The organism is Prosthecobacter sp., from assembly GCF_044378005.1.
GTDB lineage: Bacteria > Verrucomicrobiota > Verrucomicrobiia > Verrucomicrobiales > Verrucomicrobiaceae > Prosthecobacter.
In genome coordinates, this window is the sequence record NZ_JBILYB010000110.1 from 1 (window position 1) to 20,335 (window position 20,335).

At 60.6% G+C, this 20,335-nt stretch carries 17 protein-coding genes; 10 read left to right on the forward strand and 7 right to left on the reverse strand.

What is annotated here, in order from left to right; genetic code table 11:
* From AC6FTP_RS18595 to AC6FTP_RS18605, 3 genes are all read left to right on the forward strand, one after another.
* Window positions 1-896: hypothetical protein (locus tag AC6FTP_RS18595; protein WP_497208411.1), on the forward strand; the 896-nt coding region annotated here is incomplete at its 5' end.
* A gap of 1 nt (window position 897) precedes the next feature.
* Window positions 898-1,176 carry a hypothetical protein gene (locus AC6FTP_RS18600; protein WP_497208412.1) on the forward strand — a complete coding sequence of 93 codons (279 nt, stop codon included), beginning with the start codon at window positions 898-900 and terminating at the stop codon, window positions 1,174-1,176.
* Between the two features lie 200 nt (window positions 1,177-1,376).
* Window positions 1,377-1,652, forward strand: coding sequence for a hypothetical protein (locus AC6FTP_RS18605; protein ID WP_497208427.1), 276 nt, complete (start codon window positions 1,377-1,379; stop codon window positions 1,650-1,652).
* Here the strand turns inward: AC6FTP_RS18605 and AC6FTP_RS18610 are convergent.
* On the reverse strand, window positions 1,639-1,821 hold the full coding sequence (locus tag AC6FTP_RS18610) for a hypothetical protein (protein WP_497208413.1): 183 nt from the start codon (window positions 1,819-1,821) through the stop codon (window positions 1,639-1,641). The genes AC6FTP_RS18605 and AC6FTP_RS18610 overlap by 14 nt on opposite strands.
* 290 nt (window positions 1,822-2,111) lie before the next feature.
* Here AC6FTP_RS18610 and AC6FTP_RS18615 point away from each other — a divergent pair, with 290 nt between their 5' ends.
* The 3 genes from AC6FTP_RS18615 (at window position 2,112) to AC6FTP_RS18625 (ending at window position 7,860) form a co-directional block, all read left to right on the forward strand.
* On the forward strand, window positions 2,112-4,823 hold the full coding sequence (locus tag AC6FTP_RS18615) for an RNA polymerase sigma factor (protein ID WP_497208414.1): 2,712 nt from the start codon (window positions 2,112-2,114) through the stop codon (window positions 4,821-4,823).
* A 102-nt stretch (window positions 4,824-4,925) separates the two neighbouring features.
* Entirely contained in the window at window positions 4,926-6,674 is a 1,749-nt protein-coding gene (locus tag AC6FTP_RS18620; RefSeq protein WP_497208415.1) for a hypothetical protein, read from the forward strand.
* Between the two features lie 265 nt (window positions 6,675-6,939).
* Window positions 6,940-7,860, forward strand: coding sequence for a ThuA domain-containing protein (locus AC6FTP_RS18625; protein WP_497208416.1), 921 nt, complete (start codon window positions 6,940-6,942; stop codon window positions 7,858-7,860).
* 108 nt (window positions 7,861-7,968) lie between these two features.
* On the opposite strand, the gene AC6FTP_RS18630 is transcribed toward AC6FTP_RS18625, so the two are convergent.
* Window positions 7,969-9,282, reverse strand: a complete 1,314-nt coding sequence (locus AC6FTP_RS18630) for a hypothetical protein (RefSeq protein ID WP_497208417.1) — start codon at window positions 9,280-9,282, stop codon at window positions 7,969-7,971.
* A gap of 185 nt (window positions 9,283-9,467) precedes the next feature.
* Between AC6FTP_RS18630 and AC6FTP_RS18635 the strand changes: the two genes are divergently transcribed.
* Window positions 9,468-10,565, forward strand: coding sequence for a type IV pilus twitching motility protein PilT (locus AC6FTP_RS18635; RefSeq protein WP_497208418.1), 1,098 nt, complete (start codon window positions 9,468-9,470; stop codon window positions 10,563-10,565).
* Window positions 10,566-10,574: 9 nt separating this feature from the next.
* Window positions 10,575-10,928 (forward strand): dihydroneopterin aldolase, encoded by a 354-nt coding sequence (locus AC6FTP_RS18640; RefSeq protein WP_497208419.1) that lies wholly within the window; start codon window positions 10,575-10,577, stop codon window positions 10,926-10,928.
* Here AC6FTP_RS18640 and AC6FTP_RS18645 read toward each other — a convergent pair whose 3' ends face one another.
* The 3 genes from AC6FTP_RS18645 to AC6FTP_RS18655 all read right to left on the reverse strand — a co-directional run bounded on the left by AC6FTP_RS18645 (window position 10,929) and on the right by AC6FTP_RS18655 (window position 14,638).
* Complete coding sequence (locus AC6FTP_RS18645; RefSeq protein ID WP_497208420.1) at window positions 10,929-12,242, reverse strand: ABC transporter permease; 1,314 nt, start codon at window positions 12,240-12,242, stop codon at window positions 10,929-10,931.
* 126 nt (window positions 12,243-12,368) lie between these two features.
* Complete coding sequence (locus tag AC6FTP_RS18650) at window positions 12,369-13,091, reverse strand: hypothetical protein (RefSeq protein ID WP_497208421.1); 723 nt, start codon at window positions 13,089-13,091, stop codon at window positions 12,369-12,371.
* Between the two features lie 155 nt (window positions 13,092-13,246).
* Window positions 13,247-14,638: an enolase C-terminal domain-like protein gene (locus tag AC6FTP_RS18655; RefSeq protein ID WP_497208422.1), complete on the reverse strand. Its 1,392-nt coding sequence runs from the start codon at window positions 14,636-14,638 to the stop codon at window positions 13,247-13,249.
* A 124-nt stretch (window positions 14,639-14,762) separates the two neighbouring features.
* On the opposite strand from AC6FTP_RS18655, the gene AC6FTP_RS18660 reads away from it, so the two are divergent.
* A complete protein-coding gene (locus AC6FTP_RS18660) occupies window positions 14,763-16,079 on the forward strand; it encodes a L,D-transpeptidase family protein (protein ID WP_497208423.1) in 1,317 nt (438 codons plus the stop codon).
* 17 nt (window positions 16,080-16,096) lie between these two features.
* Here the strand turns inward: AC6FTP_RS18660 and aroA are convergent, their stop codons facing one another.
* Entirely contained in the window at window positions 16,097-17,473 is a 1,377-nt protein-coding gene (gene aroA, locus AC6FTP_RS18665) for a 3-phosphoshikimate 1-carboxyvinyltransferase (RefSeq protein ID WP_497208424.1), read from the reverse strand.
* A 99-nt stretch (window positions 17,474-17,572) separates the two neighbouring features.
* Window positions 17,573-19,024 carry a DUF1501 domain-containing protein gene (locus tag AC6FTP_RS18670; protein WP_497208425.1) on the reverse strand — a complete coding sequence of 484 codons (1,452 nt, stop codon included), beginning with the start codon at window positions 19,022-19,024 and terminating at the stop codon, window positions 17,573-17,575.
* Between the two features lie 214 nt (window positions 19,025-19,238).
* Here AC6FTP_RS18670 and AC6FTP_RS18675 point away from each other — a divergent pair, with 214 nt between their 5' ends.
* Window positions 19,239-20,114, forward strand: a complete 876-nt coding sequence (locus AC6FTP_RS18675; protein ID WP_497208426.1) for a class I SAM-dependent methyltransferase — start codon at window positions 19,239-19,241, stop codon at window positions 20,112-20,114.
* Window positions 20,115-20,335: the final 221 nt, after the last annotated feature.

The window sequence follows — 20,335 nt, forward strand, 5'->3', positions numbered from 1 at the left end:
GCTCGCGCACCGTCACGCTGCAAAGCGAACCCAAGGCCGAATACGAGATCGAGGAGCTTCTCATCCTCACGCCGCCCGCCGCCTATCCGCTCCGCGTGCTGCCGGAGAACCTCGTGGACGTGCTCTTCCGCGATGGCACCAAGCGCGAGCTGAAGTTCCCCATCCTCGATCAGGAGCGCGATTACGAAAAGCTGCTCTCCGGCGAACTGCCGCCGCTCTACCGCATCCGCTTTGGCAACCGTGAGTCCCTCGCAGCGATTTACTTCAACCCCGGATGGAAGCGACTGCCCTCCACCGCCTACCGCCCGTTCTACAGCCAGGGGCAAATGGTCACGCCTTTCTACTGGGGCAATCATCTGCCGCTCGCCCGACGCAAACCCACCGGCATCAACATCGACGACCTCGCCTCCATGACCCCCGCGCACAACGCCATGATGTCCTGGGGCCACCGCCGCCCACAGTCCCTCGAAAGCCGCACCGCCGACATGCCTGATGCCCTCGGCGTCACACGCAAGATGCAGGTCGAAAAATGGGCCTGGCTCATCGGCCTCAGCGACGCCGATGACACACGCCTCCTCGAATGGTCCCTCAGTTTCACCACCCCACCGCAGATCCAGGCTGAAGGCGCACGCTTGCAAAGCCCCTCCTACAACAGCGAACGCCGCGCCACGCTCCTCACCGTCGAAAAGCCCATCGTCTCGCTCACCCTCAAGCCCGCAACACCCTGCGTTCATCCCGTCTTCGAACTACAAGGTGCGCCAAAGATACTGGCACGCGTGGAACTGAACGGTCGCGAACTGGCCGCCGCCGACTACGCCTGGGACGGCCGCGCGCTCTGGCTCAACGCTACCCTGCGAAAACAGGCCCAACTGCGGCTTGAGTTTGCAGCCCATTGACATGCCCGCGCATCCATCCTCGCATGCCACTTTGCATCAAGAGACAGGCACGAATGATCCCACCGTCGAACAAGCCATCTATCGTCATCTCCCCGACGACCCCGCTTCCGCGCTCGCCTTGCTTCCATGCATCCCTTGCGAAAATAAACGCATGAAAATGGCCACCCTCATCGCCCAAAGCTGGGCACGGCAAGACATCAACACCGCCTGGAACGCCGTCGCCCGCTCCCCGCTGAACGCCACCGAAAAGCAACTCATGTTCAACGAACTCTGGGGATGACCCACCATGCCAGATGCCCGCAATCACGAAGCCCACGACTACGCCGAGCGCATCCGCGCGCGGCTACCGAGACGCTTGCAGCAGATTCGAGACTGACGTGAGTCGGGCATACCTCGGGAAGCTCGGACGGGGAGTCGCCAATCCCACACTGCCCGCGTGCTGCTCTGCGCTACCGCCTTGCCCTGCTAGATGCCCGCCAGATTCTCGAACTCAACGAAACCAGCGCCGCTGGCTGGAACTCCCGCGATGAATCGAACCAATCCAAGCCCGGCTACGAATGGGTCTTCGATGCCATCGACGAAGACCAAGACGGCCGCATCTCACCCGACGAGTATCGCGACTTCCAGGTCTTCAAACAAAAGCACAAGAACTGGCAGGAGCGGCTCAAGGCGAAGCTGGGGGGTGAGACATGCAATGAGGGGCACTGGCCAGTTCCGAACCCGCGGGTCGGTTCACATCGGGTCACCGTTCAATGAAGTGAATGCGGACAACTTTGCCTGCGCTGTTGCGGACGAGCACCAGTTGGAGGCCCTGCGCGGCGAGCACCACTTTTGCCTGATCAGAGCTGAGGCCATCCGGCAAAGGCAGCGGTTCATGCCTCGCCTGCTCCTCGGTTCGCATGATCACATGCTTGCCCATGTTCATGGAAGCTTGCGGTGAATCTTGGAGCGCAATGAATTCCTGGCCTCTGTCCCTTGGTGCAGAGATTTGCCACGCGCAAACGCCGCAAAAGAGCACGGTGAGTCGGCACGGGCGAGAAGTTAACAAACCTGCCTGCAATGCCATTCCGCGCTAAAGCGCATAACTTTTGTGAACCAGTCTAAATCACGTAGCTGTATCCTTCCGGTCTCAGGCTTTCTCTGACCGACAAGTCTGGCTGCCCACATCTTTTTCTGCATAATCGCTCAACTGCATTCGACCTTCAGGTTGAAACCATGCAAACCGATCTCCTCCATCTTCAGCGCTATCATGAGTCAGGCGATGCCAGCGCCTTTCAGTCCATCGTGCGTCATCATGCCAGTATGGTCTTTGCCACGGCGAGGCGCATCACCCGCGACGCCGCGTTGGCTGAAGACGTTTCCCAAGAGACCTTCCTGGAACTCGCACGCAAGGGCCGCTCCGTCACCGAGTCCGTCGGTGCCTGGCTGCATCGTGTCGCCTGGCGCAGAGCTTGCGATGTCGTCCGCGCTGAATCCACAAGGCATCGCTACGAGGCCGCTGCGAGCGCCATCAGCGAAGGCCGCGAATGCACCTGGGAGGAACTGGAGCCAGTCTTTGATGAAGCTCTGGCTGAGTTGGCATCCGACGAGCGCATGGTGATCATCGAGCACTACCTCGAAAGCCGCACCCAGACAGACATCGCCACACGCCTGGGCATCAGCCAGTCCTCCGTCTCACGTTTGCTGGAGCAAAGCCTCGATCACCTGCGCACACGACTGAAGAACAAAGGCCTACTCTGTGGTGTGGCTATCAGCTCGATGATGGTCGCTGCCTCGGCCGAAGCCGCGCCCGCTTCATTGCTCGCCTCGCTGCAAAAGATCGCCCTCAGCAGCATCGGCAGTGGTGCTACCACAACGACGGGAGCAACGCTGCTGGCCATGCTGCTTGGCTTGAATCTCCAGACGATCGTCGTGCCTGCCCTACTCGTCACCGCCTGCGCTGCGGGCTATGATCTCGCCTCGAAGGAGTCCTGGATCGCACGATGGTTTGGGTCCAGGCCGCAGGCCACGGTCTCGGCGACATCTCCAAGCTCAGCTTTGTCACAAGTAACATCGGGATCGGCATCTGGGTCCGCATCGGCATCCGCCGACCAAAAGAGGAAGGAGCGCTTGCTCGCCGAGGCGAAACGCATTTGGGCAAAGACACCGAAGCTATCCAAAGATGATCGCGAGCGGCTCTGGACTCCCATCTACCGGGAGATGAATAGCGAGAAGCGATTCGCCACCATGCGTGCCTTGGGCATTACCTTGTCGCGCGCTGAGTATGACCGCGTGGTGGCACTCCACCCGAACGCCCAGATCCTGGGGGACAATCGAACGAGAGGCGAGAGGGCTGATCTGATAAACGCGCTGATGGTGGCCTGGTTAAAGGAGTCACCCCTCGAAGCGGTGGCGTGGATTTCCGGGGTGTCAGGCACGGATAAGGTCAAATTCCCTGCCTTCATCGCGCCCTGGGTGCGCAGCCATCCGGAAGAGTGGGCGGCGTTTGTGGAAGCTGGCCCCGATCCCAGCTTGGCAGACTACGCCCGGCTGTGGGTCGCAGACCTGGACGATCCCGGCTCCATTTGGGCGCGGACTCAGGCTGCGGGTCTGGACACCGGCAAGATCATCGAGGGCATGTATCAGCTGATGGTGTCTGGTGGCAGCCAAGATCAGGTCTTCGGCGTGGTCATGCGCTATCCCGATGCCGAGGAGCGGAGCAAACTCATCCTGGGCCTCGCACCGAGACTCAGCGCGGATCAACTCCGCCAAGCCGCGAACTCGGGTTTAATCACAGACACGGGCTTAGCGAAGATGCTGCTCGCCATGGCAGGTGATCCGGCCACTTCGTTCAGCGAGTTGTCCGAGTGGGTCACGAAAGCTGCGAATAGCACCGGCAGGGAGACCCAACTCGCGAGATACACCGAGGAGTGCGCGGCGCCGTTCTACGCGCAATGGCTCAAAGTTGATCCCGCAGCCGCCCTGCAACATGCCGGACAAGCAACCAACGAGCATCTCCTCCTGGGCTTCATGAAAGTCGGTGCCAACTCTGCTGCGATCAACGAGACGACGATTGCCCAAACCATCACCGACCCGAAGAATCGCGACCGCGCACTGGCGGCCTATTTTGAGGCCAAGGCCAATGGCGACCCGAAGCTGGCGCTGCAAAATCTCATCAACTCTGCGGAGGTGAATGACCAGGTCGCAAGCTCGCAGCATATGCTCACCGACTGGACCCGGAAGTCCCCACGAGAGGCCGCCGCCTGGGTGGCCTCGCTGCTCGCCAACGAGGACCGCGCGGAACTCGTCTCCACGGTCGCCACCAACTGGATGGAGTCCGATCCTGAAGCTGCCTTTGCCTTCGCTCAGGCTCAAGGTCTGCCCATCAATGAGCAATGGATCAGCAAGCTCGCCTACGGAGCGCGATACCTACCCGAAGCGAAGGTCGCACCCATTCTTGCCGCCCTGCGCCAGGAACCTGAATACAACCAATGGATGGTCCGGCTCGCGCGGAATCGCAGCTCCAACAATCCCGCCGAAGCCATCGCTTTCATGGCGAAGTATGGCCAGCCAGGATGGCAGTCGAGTGCGGTCACTGATCTTGGTCACTTGGGCGGATGGCTCGACGCGCCCGAGCAAGACTTCGCCTTCCAATTGGCCACCATTGATCTGAGCAACGTCGATCCCGCCCTAATGGCAAACGCCGCCGTGTGGGTAGCCCAGAGCCTCGCCCAGAAAGGCCAGCTCGCGACCGCGCTCGACTGGACTCTCAAACTCCCCGCTGCCAGTGCCTCCCAAGCCCGCGCTGAAGCATTGACGAATGTGGACCTCAGCAGTGCCCAGCGCCGAACTGCCGCCGAGCAATGGATTCGCCGCGCCGCGATCTCTGAGAGCGAGCGAGTCGCTCTTGCGCAGGTGGTCGCTGGTCGAGCGAATGGCGGACAATGACGTTCGACCGCAGAGTCGCGTCCCTTTCTATGTGTTCCGGCAGATGGCGAACCGTGCTGCCGCACAACTTCAGCGCTTCTCAGTCTCCCCGAATCCCATTCCATGAAAATACCTCTATTTGTCGCCCTCGGCGCATTCCTGCCATTCACTTTTGTCGGCTCACTCGCCGCCGCACCCGCTCAAGACGCACTGATTCCGCTACGAGTGCTCTATGTGGGTTCCGGCAACGGCATAGCCCACGTGGCTCTTCCAGGAGTCACTGACGAAGACCGAAAGATCAAAAATACCGCCCGCGCCGCTGCCTTCCGCGAGTTCCTCTCAAGCCAGTTCACCAAGGTTGATACCTGCACTGCGGCCGAATTTTCTGCGGAACGAGCACAGGCTGCGGAAGTGCTCGTGTTGGACGACAGGCTTCCTGCTGCTGCGGCCCGCGCTTTCACCCGGCCCGCCGTCACCATCGGCATGGCGGGCGTGCGCAATTGCATCCTGCGCGGGTCCAAGTTTGACTGGCTGTGCGCCTGCCTCGACAACCGTCTCCACGATCTCCGCTCCGATCATGCCATCTTCCGAGGGCCGCGCCCCGTGAGTCCGACGCTCGTGGACGAGATTGATCTGGAAACCCAGCGGCCTGTGCGGTCGTGGACCGTCCACGCACCGCTGATGGTTAGCGAGCCTTTCCTGCCCGGCTTGGTGGTGAGCGGTGAGCATCTCCTTGAGGCGGAGGATTCCGAGATCATCTCCGGCGGCATCAACCTTAAAGGCGATCACGGCATCGCCCTTGCGCGCGAGGCCAATATTTTCCACTGGGGGCCGGCGGGTGATCCGCGCATCATGACCGAGGAGGCCCGCCGAGTGTTCGTGAACACCATCGTTTACATGAAGCAGTTCGATGGTGCCGTGCAGACCGTGCGTCGAGGCGTGAAGCACCGAGGTGACGCGATGGGGGCTATTGACTCACCCTATTTCACGCCGCAATTGCTGGCCGAATGGGTTCCTGATGAGGTGATCAAGCAAACCAACAGGGATCAGGCTAAACTCAAAGCGATCTACGAGGGCCAGGAGAGCTTCATCTGGGTGCCGCCGGGCACCTCCGCGCTTTCAATAGATGAGGACGTCCGCGCACTCGGAATCCCCAACAATGACATCCGCCTGCTGGAAAAATGCATCAGCCAGCTCGACGATGAATCCGCTTCTGCCCGTGCCCGGCGCGTGCTCACGCGTTACACCGGCCTCGCCTTCGACGGGCAGGCCGAGTGGAGCGACTGGCTGAAGGCAAACCGCAAGCAGCTCTACTTCTCCGACTCCTACGGCTACCGCTTTTTCACCGGTCCGGCAGGTGCGGGGCCGATGCAGGACTATGTGCGCAACGTCGTCGCGGCGTTCGTCCAGCCAAATACCACAGACGCCGCGCCAGTTTCAGTCGCCGCTGGTTTCGCGACGGCGAACGACCTGTCGTATGTCGGGATTGGCGACCGCATGACGCTCGTCGTGCGCATGAGAATCCGCGATGGTTGGCACGCCTACGCTTCCGTTCCCGAGGGCAATCCGATGATCCGCACACGCCTCGATGTGAAACTGCCCACCAGCCTGCGCTGGGCCGGCGAGTGGCGCATGTCACCCGTGCCAGCCAGCGGTGAGAAAGACAAAAAGGGCGGTGCCGTCGAGCAGCAGGGCGACGTGCTCTTTGTGCGCTCGCTGTATTTGGCGGAAATGCCGCAGCACGAGGATGGGAAAATCACCGTGCGCGGGGACCTCCAACTCTTGGACGACTTCGGCGACGGGTTTACCAAGGTTGAGCAGGCCTACGGCCTACAGGCGGTGAACCTTGCCGGGTTCATGAGACGGGCGTAGAACGAGTTTTCAACTCGGGGATGAGGTGCAGCACCATTGAGTTTAAGGCCAGATTGATCAGCTTTTGCCACAGATTCAGGAAAACCGCCGATGGTTTGAGTTGGGAAAGAATATCGGTGGCTTCCCTGAATCTGCGGCTGATTCTGGTCAACAAAATGACTGCGGAGAAGCGGAGATGCGGAGAGGGGAAGACGCGGCATCTTTGAAATGGCGGCTGGTCAGCGGGCGTTTGCTTGCCACGGTTTTACCGTTTCCAACTCCATCCATGAAGCCCATCCTTTTTAATCTCGCTGCCTTTGCTCTGGCGGCCCTGACCCCGCTCTCTGCCGCGGATAAGAAATCCATCGTCATGATCGCGGGGAAGCCTTCGCATGGCCCTGGTCAGCATGAGCACAATGCGGGCATCCAACTGCTGAAGAAATGCCTTGAGCAGGGCGCTGGGGAGCAGGTGGAGATCAAGTATCACCTCAATGGCGAGTGGCCCTCGCAGGAAGAGCTTTCGAAAGCGGACACGGTGGTCATTTACTCCGACGGTGGTGGCGGACATCCCGCGCTTCAGGAAGGCCGTCTGGCCCAGCTCGATGTGGAGATGAAGCGCGGCTGCGGCTTTGTGACGCTGCATTACGCGGTGGAGCCGACGATCGAGAAGGGGAACAAGGAATTCATCGACTGGATGGGCGGCTGCTTTGAGATCAACTGGAGCGTCAACCCGCACTGGGACGCGAACTTCAAGGAGTTCCCCGCGCATCCGATCAGCAGCGGCGTGAAGCCCTTTGCCACCAACGACGAATGGTACTTCTACATGCGCTTCCGTGCAGGCATGAAGGGCGTGACACCGATCCTCAGTGATGTGGCTCCTGACTCGACGATGAGCCGCCCGGATGGCCATCACAGCGGCAACCCTGCGGTGCGTGAGTCGGTGAAGAACAAGGAAAAGCAGCACGTCGCCTGGGCGGCAGAGCGTGAGGGCGGTGGCCGTGGTTTCGGCTTCACCGGCGGTCATTTCCACAAAGGCTGGGCGAACAACGATCAGCGCAAACTCGTGCTCAACGCCATCCTTTGGTCAGCCAAGGCAGACGTGCCTGCCGCTGGTGTGGCCTCGGAAGTGACGGAGGCGGACATGGTCGCCAATCTCGATCTCAAGCCCGGCCAAGGCCTGCCTGAGAAGGTGAAGAAGGCGAAGTAACCCGCTGCTCGGAAGATCATGAGCCGCCGTTGGTTCCTTCAAGAAACTTCGGCGGTTTTACTCGCCGTTCCACACTGCGAGTAGGCGAAGAAGCTTGGCTGCGCTGACTCAGTGAGCGACACACGGCAGCATCATCGCATCCCGCATCCCGTGGAGGATCTTTTTATCCGCCGGGCAGACGGTGGCGAGCACACCGCCGAGCTGGATTTCCTCGGTGCCCTGAGGGACGAAGTAGTAGGGGCAGAGACGAACGCGAGATTTCATCATGGCACTGACCTGCCGCTCTTCATTCCAGGCGGGATGCTGCACGACTTTGGCTTTGTGGAAGCGCTGGAGCACGAAGGGATTCGTGGGGAAGCTGACCAGTGCTTCATCGAGCGCCTTGGCCCATTCTTCCTGGGAGAGATCGTGGCCGATGGAGACGCTGCGGGAGCCCCAGCCGATCTCGGAGAAGCCGCTGATCTTCAGCACGAGCTCGCGTTGCTTGCTGCCGAAGCGCTTCACTTCATCCCAGGAGTGGATGTCGAGTCCGGGGAGGACGGCGTGGGGAGGCAGCGGGGCGGGATCGACGACCCAGCCCTCGGGGATGCAGCGCTTCAGAAGTGCCAAATGCTCAGTGCTCAGTGCGGAGTGCCAGAAGTTTTGGAGCTGGGGAGACCAGAAAAGCACGAGCCAGAGTTTTTCTTCGAGGAAGGCTTTCAGCGGTGGAGTGAACTGAAGCTCGCCGTGCTCGGCCATGCGTAGCATCTCAAAGGAGAGATCGACGTGGTCGAGATCGAACAGCTCGAAGAAGCGGTAGATGCTGCTACCGTGGAGTTCGTTCGGGGTGAGATTCCAGGGATTCATCACGCGGCGAGGCAGGCTGCTGGAGCTGTCGTTGAGCTTGCCGACGAGCCATTCCATCTCGGGCTGATAGTCGCCCGACTCGCGGGAGATGAGGATGTCCTCCTGCGGAAAGGCGGCGGCGAAGCCTGCGACCATGCCATCGCGGCCACCGATGACGCTTTGGCCCATGGTGGCGTAGGTTTCTCCCAGCCAGCCGGTCAAACCGATGCCGCCGGGCAGGGAATCAAGCTCGGAGATCGCTACGCCATCTTCGGTGAGGACGAGGTCGGGACGCAGGACGCTGGGCAGGTCTGCCCGCCAGCGCTCATGACGACTGAGCTGCACGACGCGGGCGGGTTTGCCCTGGTCGAGCAGTCGGGCGACCCAGGCGAGATCGGGCTGCTCCAGGCTGGTGAAGTAGAGATTGTTGCAGGCGCGCTGGAAGGCACGAAGAGCGGGACCGAGAGACTCGATGAGCGAAAGGGTCGGGGCATTGAGAGGGAAGGCCTCGGGGGAGAGCACCCATTCCTTGTCCCGAAACATGCCTTCGGCGGGCATGGAGTGGCGGAGATGGGCGATGCGTTCGGCTGGGGACATGACTGGGTACGGGTAGCAATGGCGTGTGGTCACGCTGCTGCAATCGTGGATACGAGTCATGTCATGCCTGGGACAAGAATCTGATCGCGCAGGTCATTCGGTGGAGTCTCCGTGGCGCTACGAATTTATTTTTCGCGACTCGACATAACTGAGGGCAACCGATTTACTGCGGCCTCCATTTTCTTATGCGCCAATACGATCTCATCGAATACCTCGCCATGGCCATGCAGGCCGGGGCTTCCGACCTCCATCTTTCCCCCGGCGCTGCGCCGACGATGCGTCTGCACGGGCGGATGACCCCTGTGACGGAGGAGGTGCTGGACTCCAATGATGTGCGTGAACTGATCCTCGGCGGTCTGAAGGACACGCAACGGTCCAAGCTGGAGCAGGAGTGGGAGCTGGACTTCGCCATCGAGGTGGAAAACCTCGGGCGCTTCCGTGGCAACGCCTGCTTTTGCATGGGCCGCATTGAGGGGAACTTCCGCTACATCCCGGATGTGATCCCGGATCTGGCGAACCTGGGCCATGGCCCGACCGTGGAAGGCATGTGCAAGATTCGCGATGGCCTCATCCTCATCACGGGCGTGAGCAACAGCGGTAAAACCACGACGCTTTGCAGCATGACCCAGCAGATCGCTCGCGAGCGCTCCTGCAACATCGTCACGATCGAAGATCCCATCGAGTTCGTCTTCCAGCACGGGCACAGCCTCATCCGCCAGCGTCAGGTCGGGTTTGATACGCATGAATTTGCCCGGGCGATGAAGAGCGCGCTGCGGCAGGACGTGAACGTCATTACCGTCAGTGAGCTGCGCGATCTGGAGACGATGCGCACGGCGCTGACGGCGGCGGAGACTGGTCATCTGGTCATCAGCACACTGCACACCACGGATGTGCCCTCCACCATCACGCGCATTTTGGACAGCTACCCGAAAGAGCAGCAGGACTACGTGGCCTCGCAGCTCAGTCACTGCCTGCGCGGTATCGTCTGCCAGCACCTGATCCGCCGTTCGGACGGAGAGGGCCGCGTGATGGCCTCCGAGGTCATGATGATCAATAACGCCATCGCTTCCTGCATCCGCGATCAGCGCCTCCAGCAGCTTCCCAGCCTCATCCAGATCGGTGGACGTGACGGCATGCACACCATCGACGACAGCTTGTTGCACCTTCTCAGCTATGACTTCATCACGCTGGAAGATGCCAAGGCACATTGCCGTGACTTCACCTTCATCCAGATGGGCTTCGAGAAGATCAAACGTGAGCGCGACGGCGGTAAAAAGCGCTGATCTTTTGAGATGAACACCTCCGATAACATCCATCTGCGCGGCTTGGAGTTGCCCGTCCGTATCGGCGTGCCTGAGGAGGAACGCGCTGCTTGGCAGACCCTTCAGGCCGATGTCTCCTTCACCGTGCCGACGCGCTTTGAGACGATGCAGGACCAGCTTTCCTCGACGGTGGATTACGCCGCTGTGGCGCTGCGCCTGCGGGCCCTCGCGGCTGAAAGGCCGAGGCAGCTCATCGAAACGCTCGCGGCAGAGATGGCGGCCTGCCTTTTGAATGAATTTGGTGCCGGGCGCGTGACGATCGAGTTGCGGAAACGCATCCTTCCCGGCTGTGATCACGTGGCCGTGAGTCTCACGCGTCCGTGATCACTCGTGCCGGAGTGCTTCGACCGGATTCATCATGGCCGCTCGACGTGCGGGGTAGATGCCGAAGGCGATGCCGGTGATGACGGAGATCAGGAAGGCGAGGGCAGGGGACCAGAACTTCACCACGGTGGTGACTCCGGCGAAGTGCTGCACGGCGATGGGGATGGCGATGCCAAGCACGACGCCCATCACCCCACCGGCGCCGGACAGCAGCACGGTCTCGATGAGGAACTGCACGACGATGTCCGCCTGCCGTGCGCCCATGGCACGGCGGATGCCGATCTCGCGGGTGCGTTCAGTGACGCTGGCGAGCATGATGTTCATGATGCCGATGCCGCCGACGACGAGGGAGATGGCGGCGATGCTGCCGAGCACGATGCTGAAGATCTGCTTCGTTCGCTCTGCCTGCCGCAGCAACTCCACGGGGACGATGATGCGCCAGTCTTCCTTTTTGTGATTGGTGGTGAGGATCTGGCGGATGGCCTCGGCGCGGCTTTCCACCTGGTTCACGTCTTTGACCCGCACGACGGCCTCATGGAACTCGACCTTTTCGGCCTCGAAGCTGCCGCTTCTCATGCGGAAAAAGGTCTCGCCATACTGATCCATCAGCGTGGTGTAGGGGATGAAGATCTGCGCGTCTGCGGACTTGATGGCACTCTCCTCCACGCGTGCGCCTTCGTTCTGGATGATGCCGAGGATGTTGTAGTAGTAGCCTTTGACGCGGATGGATTTCCCCAGGGGGGTGGACAGGGGGAAGAGTTTGGTGGCAGCGCTTTCGTTGATCACGCACACGGGCAGTTTGCCCTCCATCTCCAGATCGCTGAAAAAGCGTCCGCTCTGCATCTGGCGGTTGCGCATTTGTGGGTAGATGGGCAGCACCCCGAGGATCTGCCCGTCCACGCTGCGGTCGAAGTTCCAGATGTTTTCACTCAGGATGCGCGAGGGCACGACGACCTCAATCTCCGGCACGGTCTGGCGGATCTGCTGGATGTCACGGAGGGTGAGGCCGTATTCGATGACCATGCTTCGTGTCTCGGCACCCGAACCCTGGCCGTCTGGCGGTTTCACGCTTTCGAGAATGATGTTCTGGCTGCCGAGGCGGCGGATCTGCTCCTGCGCCTCATGGCTGGCACCTTCACCGATGGCGAGCATGGCGATCACCGAAGCGACGCCAAAGATGACACCGAGGGCCGTGAGGAATGAGCGCAGCTTGTTCAGCCAGATGCTCTTCAGTCCCAGGGACATGGTGCGCCACAGATGCTGCGGCGAGGCCACGAGACGGAGGATGGGATGACGGGACAGAAAGGATGACATGCGGGGGGCTACATACCACGCGCCCCAAGCTCCCATTCATTCAGAGGAATGCGGCGCTGCAAAGGCACAAAAAACCCGGCAGGGATGAGCTGCCGGGTTTGTCAGAGGAGTCGGGAGTCGAAGCGATCAGGGCTTGGGACTCGGTTTGGTGTCCCCAGCAGCCGCTTCTTCCACGGGAGCTGAGGGTTTGGGAGATTCTTTGGGCTCAGGGGACGGGGCTTCGCTCGCTTTAGGCTTGTCGGCAGCCTGCTGAGTGGGCGGCACACGGAAGAGCTTGCCCGAATAGGGATCTTTGACCGCATCTCCGGGGGCGAGTCCGCTCACGTCCACCAACTGATGCTTGAGAGCAAATGGACTGGTGACCATCCCAGGACGTCCTGAAACCGATGTGCCGTAGGGGAGGCTCTCGGCGGGGATCTTGGTGACTTCCGGGCTTGGGCTTTCCTTCTTCGGGGTCGTGTTGGCGAGGCTGGGCGGCAGATCAGATCCTGCCTTGGCGACTGGGGACGGAGTGGATTTTTTTTTGCTGGATGAGGAGGAGCGAGCCACCGTCTTCGGGCGGTAGGGGACGCGATTGTAGTCGGCCTTCAGGTTACGATTCGTGTGGTAGGTGGAGCGGTAGGGGATCGGGTTCACCGGACGCGGCTCGGCATACGGGCGCTGAAGCTGGAACGGTGCGGCGGAAGCATAGTAACTGGGTGAAACCGTGCTGTAGTCGCTGTTCAGGTAGTTAAACAGGCCCTTGCTTTGAATCTCACGCATGGCGTAGCGCGGTGGCAGTTGGCAACTGATGAGTGCCGCAGCCAGGAGGATCATGGACAGCAGACGCAGGGTGGAGTTTGTCTTCATAAGATTCTGGCTCAGGTTAGCGATAAGTGGCAGAGCTGGTTGGGCACTCCGCACTAGCTTAAGATCATGACTTTGCAGCGTTTCGGCAAGGCCAATCTCGCAAGGTATTTGTCAGGATCAGTGAATCATTTGTCACGAATGATGGCCGGTTTGCATCATCCGTCACTCGGCTTTGGCAACTCACGCCCGATCTCTGCCACACGGTAGCCAAAGCCGCTGCCACCCAGTGTGCTGAGGTCCACCACGCCCTCGCGGCGGCGGTAGAGTCCGGCGTGCACGCGCTCCTCGATGACTGAGGCATCTGGATAAAACTGCATCGCATTGCACTCCACGCCCTGGATGGTGCCAGCGTGAGCTGCCAGACGCACATGCGGGATGATGGCCAGCATTGGGTTTGTCAGATCCTGCACCATCAGCGGCATTCCGTGGGCCTTGGCCCAGCAGAGACTGAGCAGCGCGCCCGTTTGTGTTTTGCAGGTCTTCAGGGCCACACCACTCCAGCCCAGGCGGCGACCCAGACGCACAAACTCCCAGTCATGCGCGCTCTCATCCAGGAAGAGCGGCTTGCGTGCTGAGACACTGCGAACGTCGATCATGTGCGCCTCCAGATCATACGGGAAGGGCTGCTCCACATACAGAGTGCGGGCGTAAATTTCCGGTTCTTCGGCCAGCAGACGATCCGTGATCTCGTTCACATAGGCGGGATCTTTGACCGTGCAGTTGAAGTCCGCACTGAGCCAGCGCACGCCATTCGCAAAGCCGATCCTCCCTACGCGCACCATGCGCTCATAGTCCCACGCAGCATCGGTGCCGCGGAGCTTTACCTTCAGGCATTTCAAGCCATCCCGCTGGACCCAGTCGGCGAGCAGGAGTGGGTGAGCATCGTTCGGCTCGCTGCCCGTGAGGTCGGAAGCTTCCAGTGCATCCACACCGCCGACGAGATGCCACACGGGCAGTTTCGTTGGCACGTTTTTAGAGAAGTAATCCTGAGGGAACCTCCCCCGGAAATCGATGCCGCTGCCCTCCTCCGCCTGCACATAGGCGCTCAGATCTCGCGTCATGAATTCCGGCCCGTAGGTCTCATACACATCACGACCCAGCAGATTGCCAAAGGCATCATGAACGGCGATGTCGAAGGCGCTGAAAGCCACCAGCGAGCCTAGATAAGGCATCTCCGGGCCACCCGCTTCCATGTTCGCCGTTTTCAAAGTCTCTGCCAGCGGACCGTGGATGAAGTCCGCCCCGATCTCCATGGGGTGACCTTCCAGACCGCTCGCCACCAGTTTCTTCGCCAGACTGATGGAGAAGTCCTTCATACGCTGTGTCCGCACTTCCACACTCAGAGTGCTGGGCCAGACCCAGGACACGCTCAGCGGTGTCTCGCCCCAGCCTTCCGCCGTGCGTCCGCTGCGGTCCTGCACGCTCACTTTCACCCGCAGGCAAACGGCATTTGTCACCGTCTCAGGCCCGAACTTCAGTGGCACCCGCATGCTCACGGGGAGGAAATAGACCGAGGCGTCGATGATGCGGATGTCAGTGAGTTTCATGGTTGTTAAATATAACGAAATGGCTGGGTTCTATCGTGAATGAGAAGACATCATGCAATCAGCCTTCATCGGATGCAAATAGTGGCTCGACTCATGATTGCATGCCGCTAATGATTGCGCCCCGATGACCCGGAAAACCACATGGTTTCAAAGATTCCTCACTGAGTTGCTGTCGATTTTCTACGGCTTCTTCATGGCTGTCGTGGCGGTGGGAGTGCTCGTCGCAGCGATTTTGTTTTATGGTCACGACTCCGTGCGCGCGAATCCTACGGCAATTCAGGTGCCAAGCCCGCTCTCCACCAGTCATGTGCAGCCGACAAAGCCGGAGAATCTTTTAACTGCGCCCTCTTCGACAGCCGTTTCACCGGCCGCAAAACTCGACACAGCAAACACTCAACCAGCCGCTGCTTCAATCACTCCTACGCCAATGGCGGCAACTCCGGCCCCCAAGCCCGCTGCTCCTGCCAAGCCAGCCCCAGAACCCTGGAAGTGGACGGCTTTGCACGATGACGTGCAGATGCTTTTCCGCACGGAGATCCCTGAAATCGGCGGACTGCCTTTGCTGCACTACGCCGCGCTTCTCGATGATGATGAGTGGGTGGGTGAGCTCATCTCCCACGGTGCCGATGTCAACGAGCCCACCCCCGGCGGCGACACTATCCTCTGCGCCGCGGTGCGTTATGGCGCGGCGAAAAGCGTGCGCGCTCTCCTCTATGGTGGTGCGGATGTCACCAAGCTTGGGTTTGAGAAGCAGCCGCCCCTCCCTCTTGCCTCACTGCGCCGAGGCACCGAAATCTACCGCGCCTTGCTGTCTGCTGGGGCTGATCCCAACATCCGCTTCTCCACACCGATCACCAAGGCTCTGCTGGACCGTGTCACCATCAAAGATCTCAAGAATGCCATGGAGAGTGATCGTGGTGTCACCCCCCTGATTGCCTGCTCCGCTCGTGGTGATGTCGAAGGTGCGGCGGAACTTCTGCGCTGGGGTGCCAGCACGTCGAAGTGTACCACCCGGTATCACCGTTACCCCATCAACTTCGCAGCCAACCAGGGCTATCTTTTCCTCATGCGCATCATCCTCGGCAGACAGCCCGAGTCCGAGCCGCAGATCCTCGTCACCATCGACCTCTCCAAGCAGCGTGCCTGGGTCACCAAAGAAGGCCAGATCATCGACACCTGCCCAGTCTCCACGGGTCGGGAAGGCTACAAAACTCCTGCTGGCCGCTATGTCATCACGGACAAACACCGCTCCTGGACCTCCACTCTCTACCATGTCGCCATGCCCTTCTTCATGAGGCTGAATTGCAGCGCCATCGGCCTGCACAGCGGCTACGTCACCGGGCGTCCCGCCTCACACGGCTGCATCCGCCTCCCATACGACAAGGCGCGGAAATTCTTCGGCATCTGCAATGTCGGAGACGAAGTGCAGATCGTGTATTGAAGGTCGCCCGAGTAAACTCAGCCCTCGCGCAGACGGCTCGCCACATCCCGAGGCACACGCGAGAGCACCCGGATCGGAGCCACTCCTGCATCCGCCTTCTGGAAGAGCGCTAGATCGAGTTCAAAGCCGGGGTAACTCGTGTTGATGCACTCGCTGCCTTCGATGATCGTCTCCCCTTCGGCAAACATGCCTGCGATGGCAAAGGCCATGGCGATGCGATGATCGTGATACGTCGTGATCGTCGCTCCGGTCAGCTTCGCGCCGCCGATGATCTCCATCCCGTCTTCATACTCGATCACCGTCACGCCCATGCGGCGCAGATTCTCCGCCACAGCGGCGATGCGGTCCGTCTCCTTCACTCGCAGTTCGCGGGCGTCCTTGATCAGTGTGTTCCCACGTGCCAGCGCTCCCGCCACCGCCAGGATCGGCAGTTCATCGATCACGTTCGGGATCTCTTCCCCGCCGATCACCGTCGCATTCAGCTCACCGCCTTGCACGACGACGTTCCCACGCGGTTCGCCCGTGCTGTCCGTCTCGTAGCTGGCGATATGCGCGCCCATTTTCAGCAACACCGAAATCACTCCCGTGCGGGTCGGATTCAGGCCCACATTCGTCAAAGTGATCTGCTGCCCCGGACTAGCCGCAGCGGCCACCATCCAGAAAGCCGCGCTCGAAATGTCCCCCGGCACCACGATGTCCGTCGCGCGAGGCACCTGTCCGCCATAGACCGAGATCGCATTGCCATCGCGCAACCATTTCACGCCGAAATGACTCATGATCCGCTCCGTGTGATTCCGCGTCGCCACTGGCTCGATCACCGTCGTCTTGCCCGGTGCAAACATCCCCGCCAGAAGCACGGCGCTCTTCACCTGCGCACTCGCCATGGGCAGCGTGTAAGTGATCGGCTTCAACGGGCTGCCTGTGATGCGCAGCGGTGCGCAAATTTTCTCGCCCTGGCCTTCCACCTTTGCGCCCATCAGCGCCAGCGGGTCCGCCACGCGCTTCATCGGACGCTTGGAGAGCGATGCATCACCGATCATCTCCGCCGTGAAATCCTGGCCTGCCAGAATCCCCGAGAGCAGACGGATGGTCGTCCCAGAGTTTCCGCAGTCGATTGGCCCCGTCGGTGCCTTCAGCTTCGGTCCATGGCCCGTGATGGCCATCTTCACCAGGCCCACGCCTTCGAGTTCTTCCAGAGGCTCCACGACTGCGCCCATCGCCTCCATCGCCTTCACCGTGCAGAGGCAGTCCTCGCTGGGCAGGAAGCCCTCGATCACCGTTGTGCCATTCGCCATGCCAGCGAACATTGCGGCACGGTGGCTGATGCTTTTATCTCCAGGGACAGAGATCTCGGCGGGGAAGGACTTGAGTTTGCGGACTTTGAGCGTGGCCATGAGGGTGGGAAAATCTCACTTCGTCCGGGTTCCCGTGCATTTCAAGAAATCCGCATCACGAATGCCTGATAATGCAGGTTGAGCGCCCTCCCGCTCGTCTCACGTCATCTTCATTTTCGTGAAGGCATTGCCCTCATTCATGTCGATGCGCTCGGGGCGGCCTTTGTATTTATAGACCAGCTTCGTGTGGTCGATGCCCATGAGGTGTAGAATGGTCGCGTGCAGGTCGTGGACGTGCATTTTCTGGTCCGCAGCACGCAGGCCGAGATCGTCGGTGGCACCGATTACCTGACCGCCTTTGATGCCTCCGCCCGCCATCCACATGGTGAAGCCCGTGGGGTTGTGATCGCGGCCATCGCCTTTCTCACTCATCGGCGTGCGGCCAAACTCGCCGCCCCAGATGACGAGTGTTTCGTCGAGCAGTCCGCGTGCTTTCAGATCCATGAGCAGACCGGCCACGGGCTTGTCTGTCTCGCCGCAATACTTCGTGTGGTTCTCCTCGATCTTGTCATGCGCGTCCCATTTGCTGCCAGAGCCGGAGTAAAGCTGGATGAAACGCACGCCACGCTCCACGAGGCGGCGCGCGAGCAGGCAATTGCGGCCAAAGGTGGCCGTCTTCGGATCGTCGATACCGTAGAGCTGCTTCGTCGCCGCAGATTCCTTGTTCAGGTCCACGGCTTCGGGAGCCTGGGACTGCATGCGGAAAGCCAGCTCGTAGGCTTTGATGCGGGCGTCGAGCTGCGTGTTGTCCGTACGCTCACGACCAAAGTCGCGGTTGAGTTTGTCGAGGAAGGAGAGTTTCGCCAACTGGCGGTCCTGGCCGATGCCTTTCGGCGCGTTGAGATTCGCGATGGGCGTGCCATCGGGCTCGAAATTCGTGCCTTGATACACAGCAGGCATGAAGCCGCTGCCCCAGTTGCGCACGCCATTGACCACCTGCGCGTCGGTGTCCTTGATCACGACAAAGGCGGGCAGGTTTTGATTCATCGTGCCGAGCCCGTAGTTCACCCAGGCACCGAGGGAGGGACGACCGCCGAAGATGCTGCCTGTGTTCATTGAGCAGACACCGCCGGCGTGATTGATGCCATCGGAGACGCAGGAGCGGATCACGCAGAGGTCATCGGCCATGCGGGCCGTGTGCGGCAGCCAGTCGCTGATCCAGAGACCGCTTTCGCCATGCTGCTTCCACTCGCGTTTGTCAGCGAGCAAAGGCGCGCGGCTTTCACCCATCGCAGTGATCACACTGCCGAAGCTGGGCGGCAGTTGCTGGCCGGCGAGCTGACGCAGCAGCGGCTTCGGATCAAAGAGATCGAGATGGCTAGGGCCGCCCTCCATGAAGAGGAAAATGACGCTCTTCGCCTTGCCCATGCGATGCGCCAGCTTCGCGGACATCGGGTTGCCAGCCGCGCCCCCGGCATCGCCGAGCGCTGCCATGGCGGAGTCTTCGCCCAGGATGGCCGCCGCCGCCAAAGCCCCAAAGCCACCGCCAGCGCGGCGCAGGAAGTCGCGACGATTCGTGAGAGTCTCGTGGTGTGGAAGGGAAGTCATCATCGGCTAATACAGACACGGGGGGAGAAATCTTGGACAGGAATTGTTTCTCTTCAGCGAGGAGGAGCCACGGTTATTGCATCACACACTTTTGGTTTCAGACCCCAAGGCGCGACGGCCGTGGCACTAAGCGTCTTGGAGTGAGTGGTTCCGTGATTCTTTTGCTCCTGAGGGACTGGGCATTTGCCAGAATCTGAGAGTGAGTGGAGCGTACTCGATGTCTGCTATTCATTCCGGTGTAAATGCCACGTGTCCGCTCTGCGGGGAAAATCCACTGCGTTGGTTGTTTGAAAAGAAGGGCCGCCAGTTCTGGGTCTGCCAGAAATGCGGTCTGGAGATGCAGGTGCCTCTGCCTACGCTGGAGGAACTTCAGAGTTACTATGATGCGCAGTTCGACAGTGGGATGTATCAGACCTTTACGTCTGCGGAGCAGATGAAGACGATGACGGCCAGGCAGCGGCTGAAAGAGATCACGCCCTGGATCAGGCCGCAGGGCCGGTGGCTGGATGTGGGCTGCGCAAATGGTGTCTTTGTCCGCGAAGCGGCGGCGCTGGGAGCGCAGGCGGAAGGGGTGGAACTCTCCCGTGTGGCGGTGGCCCAGGCGGTGGAGGCCGGACTGCCTGTGCGCTGCGGAGCGCTGGAGGAAGTGCCCGCCGGACCGGACTTTGACTGCATCACGGCCTTTGATGTGCTGGAGCATGTGCTGGATCCGTTGACGTTTTTACAAGACATCGTCGCCCGCCTGAAACCCGGTGGCCACGCGGCGCTGACCATGCCGGACAAGTCGAGCCTTTATGCCCGGCTGATGGGCGCGCGCTGGTGGTTTTATATTCCGGAGGAGCATCTGCACTACTTTGATCATGAGATCATCCGCGCGCTGATGATCAAGGTCGGGTTGGAGCCGGTGGTGGTGAGCCGTACGTTCAAACCGCTGACTTATGATTACGGGCTCACGCAGTTCATCGAGTTCAATCCGCTGATCTATCGCGTGATGAAGCTGGCCTCGGTCATCCTGCCGCGAAAACTTCGCCAGTGGATCGTGCCGCTCTACATCGGGGAGATGAAGGTGATCGCCCGCAAGCCGGTGGTGTGAGGTCTCCAACATGCTGGGGCGCTGGAGGGGGGACAGCAATGTTGATTGATCACACGTAGGCGTTCCGGTATGGAAACGGACCTGTCATGAAGTCCTGCATTCTTCTTTTTTCGCTGATGTTCGGCTTTGCCTCTGCCCACGCGGCGGCACCTCATGATGAGGCACGCTTTCTGGCGGGGATGAGTGTGGATGGATCATCGTTGGAGCCGCTGGCGCGCGAG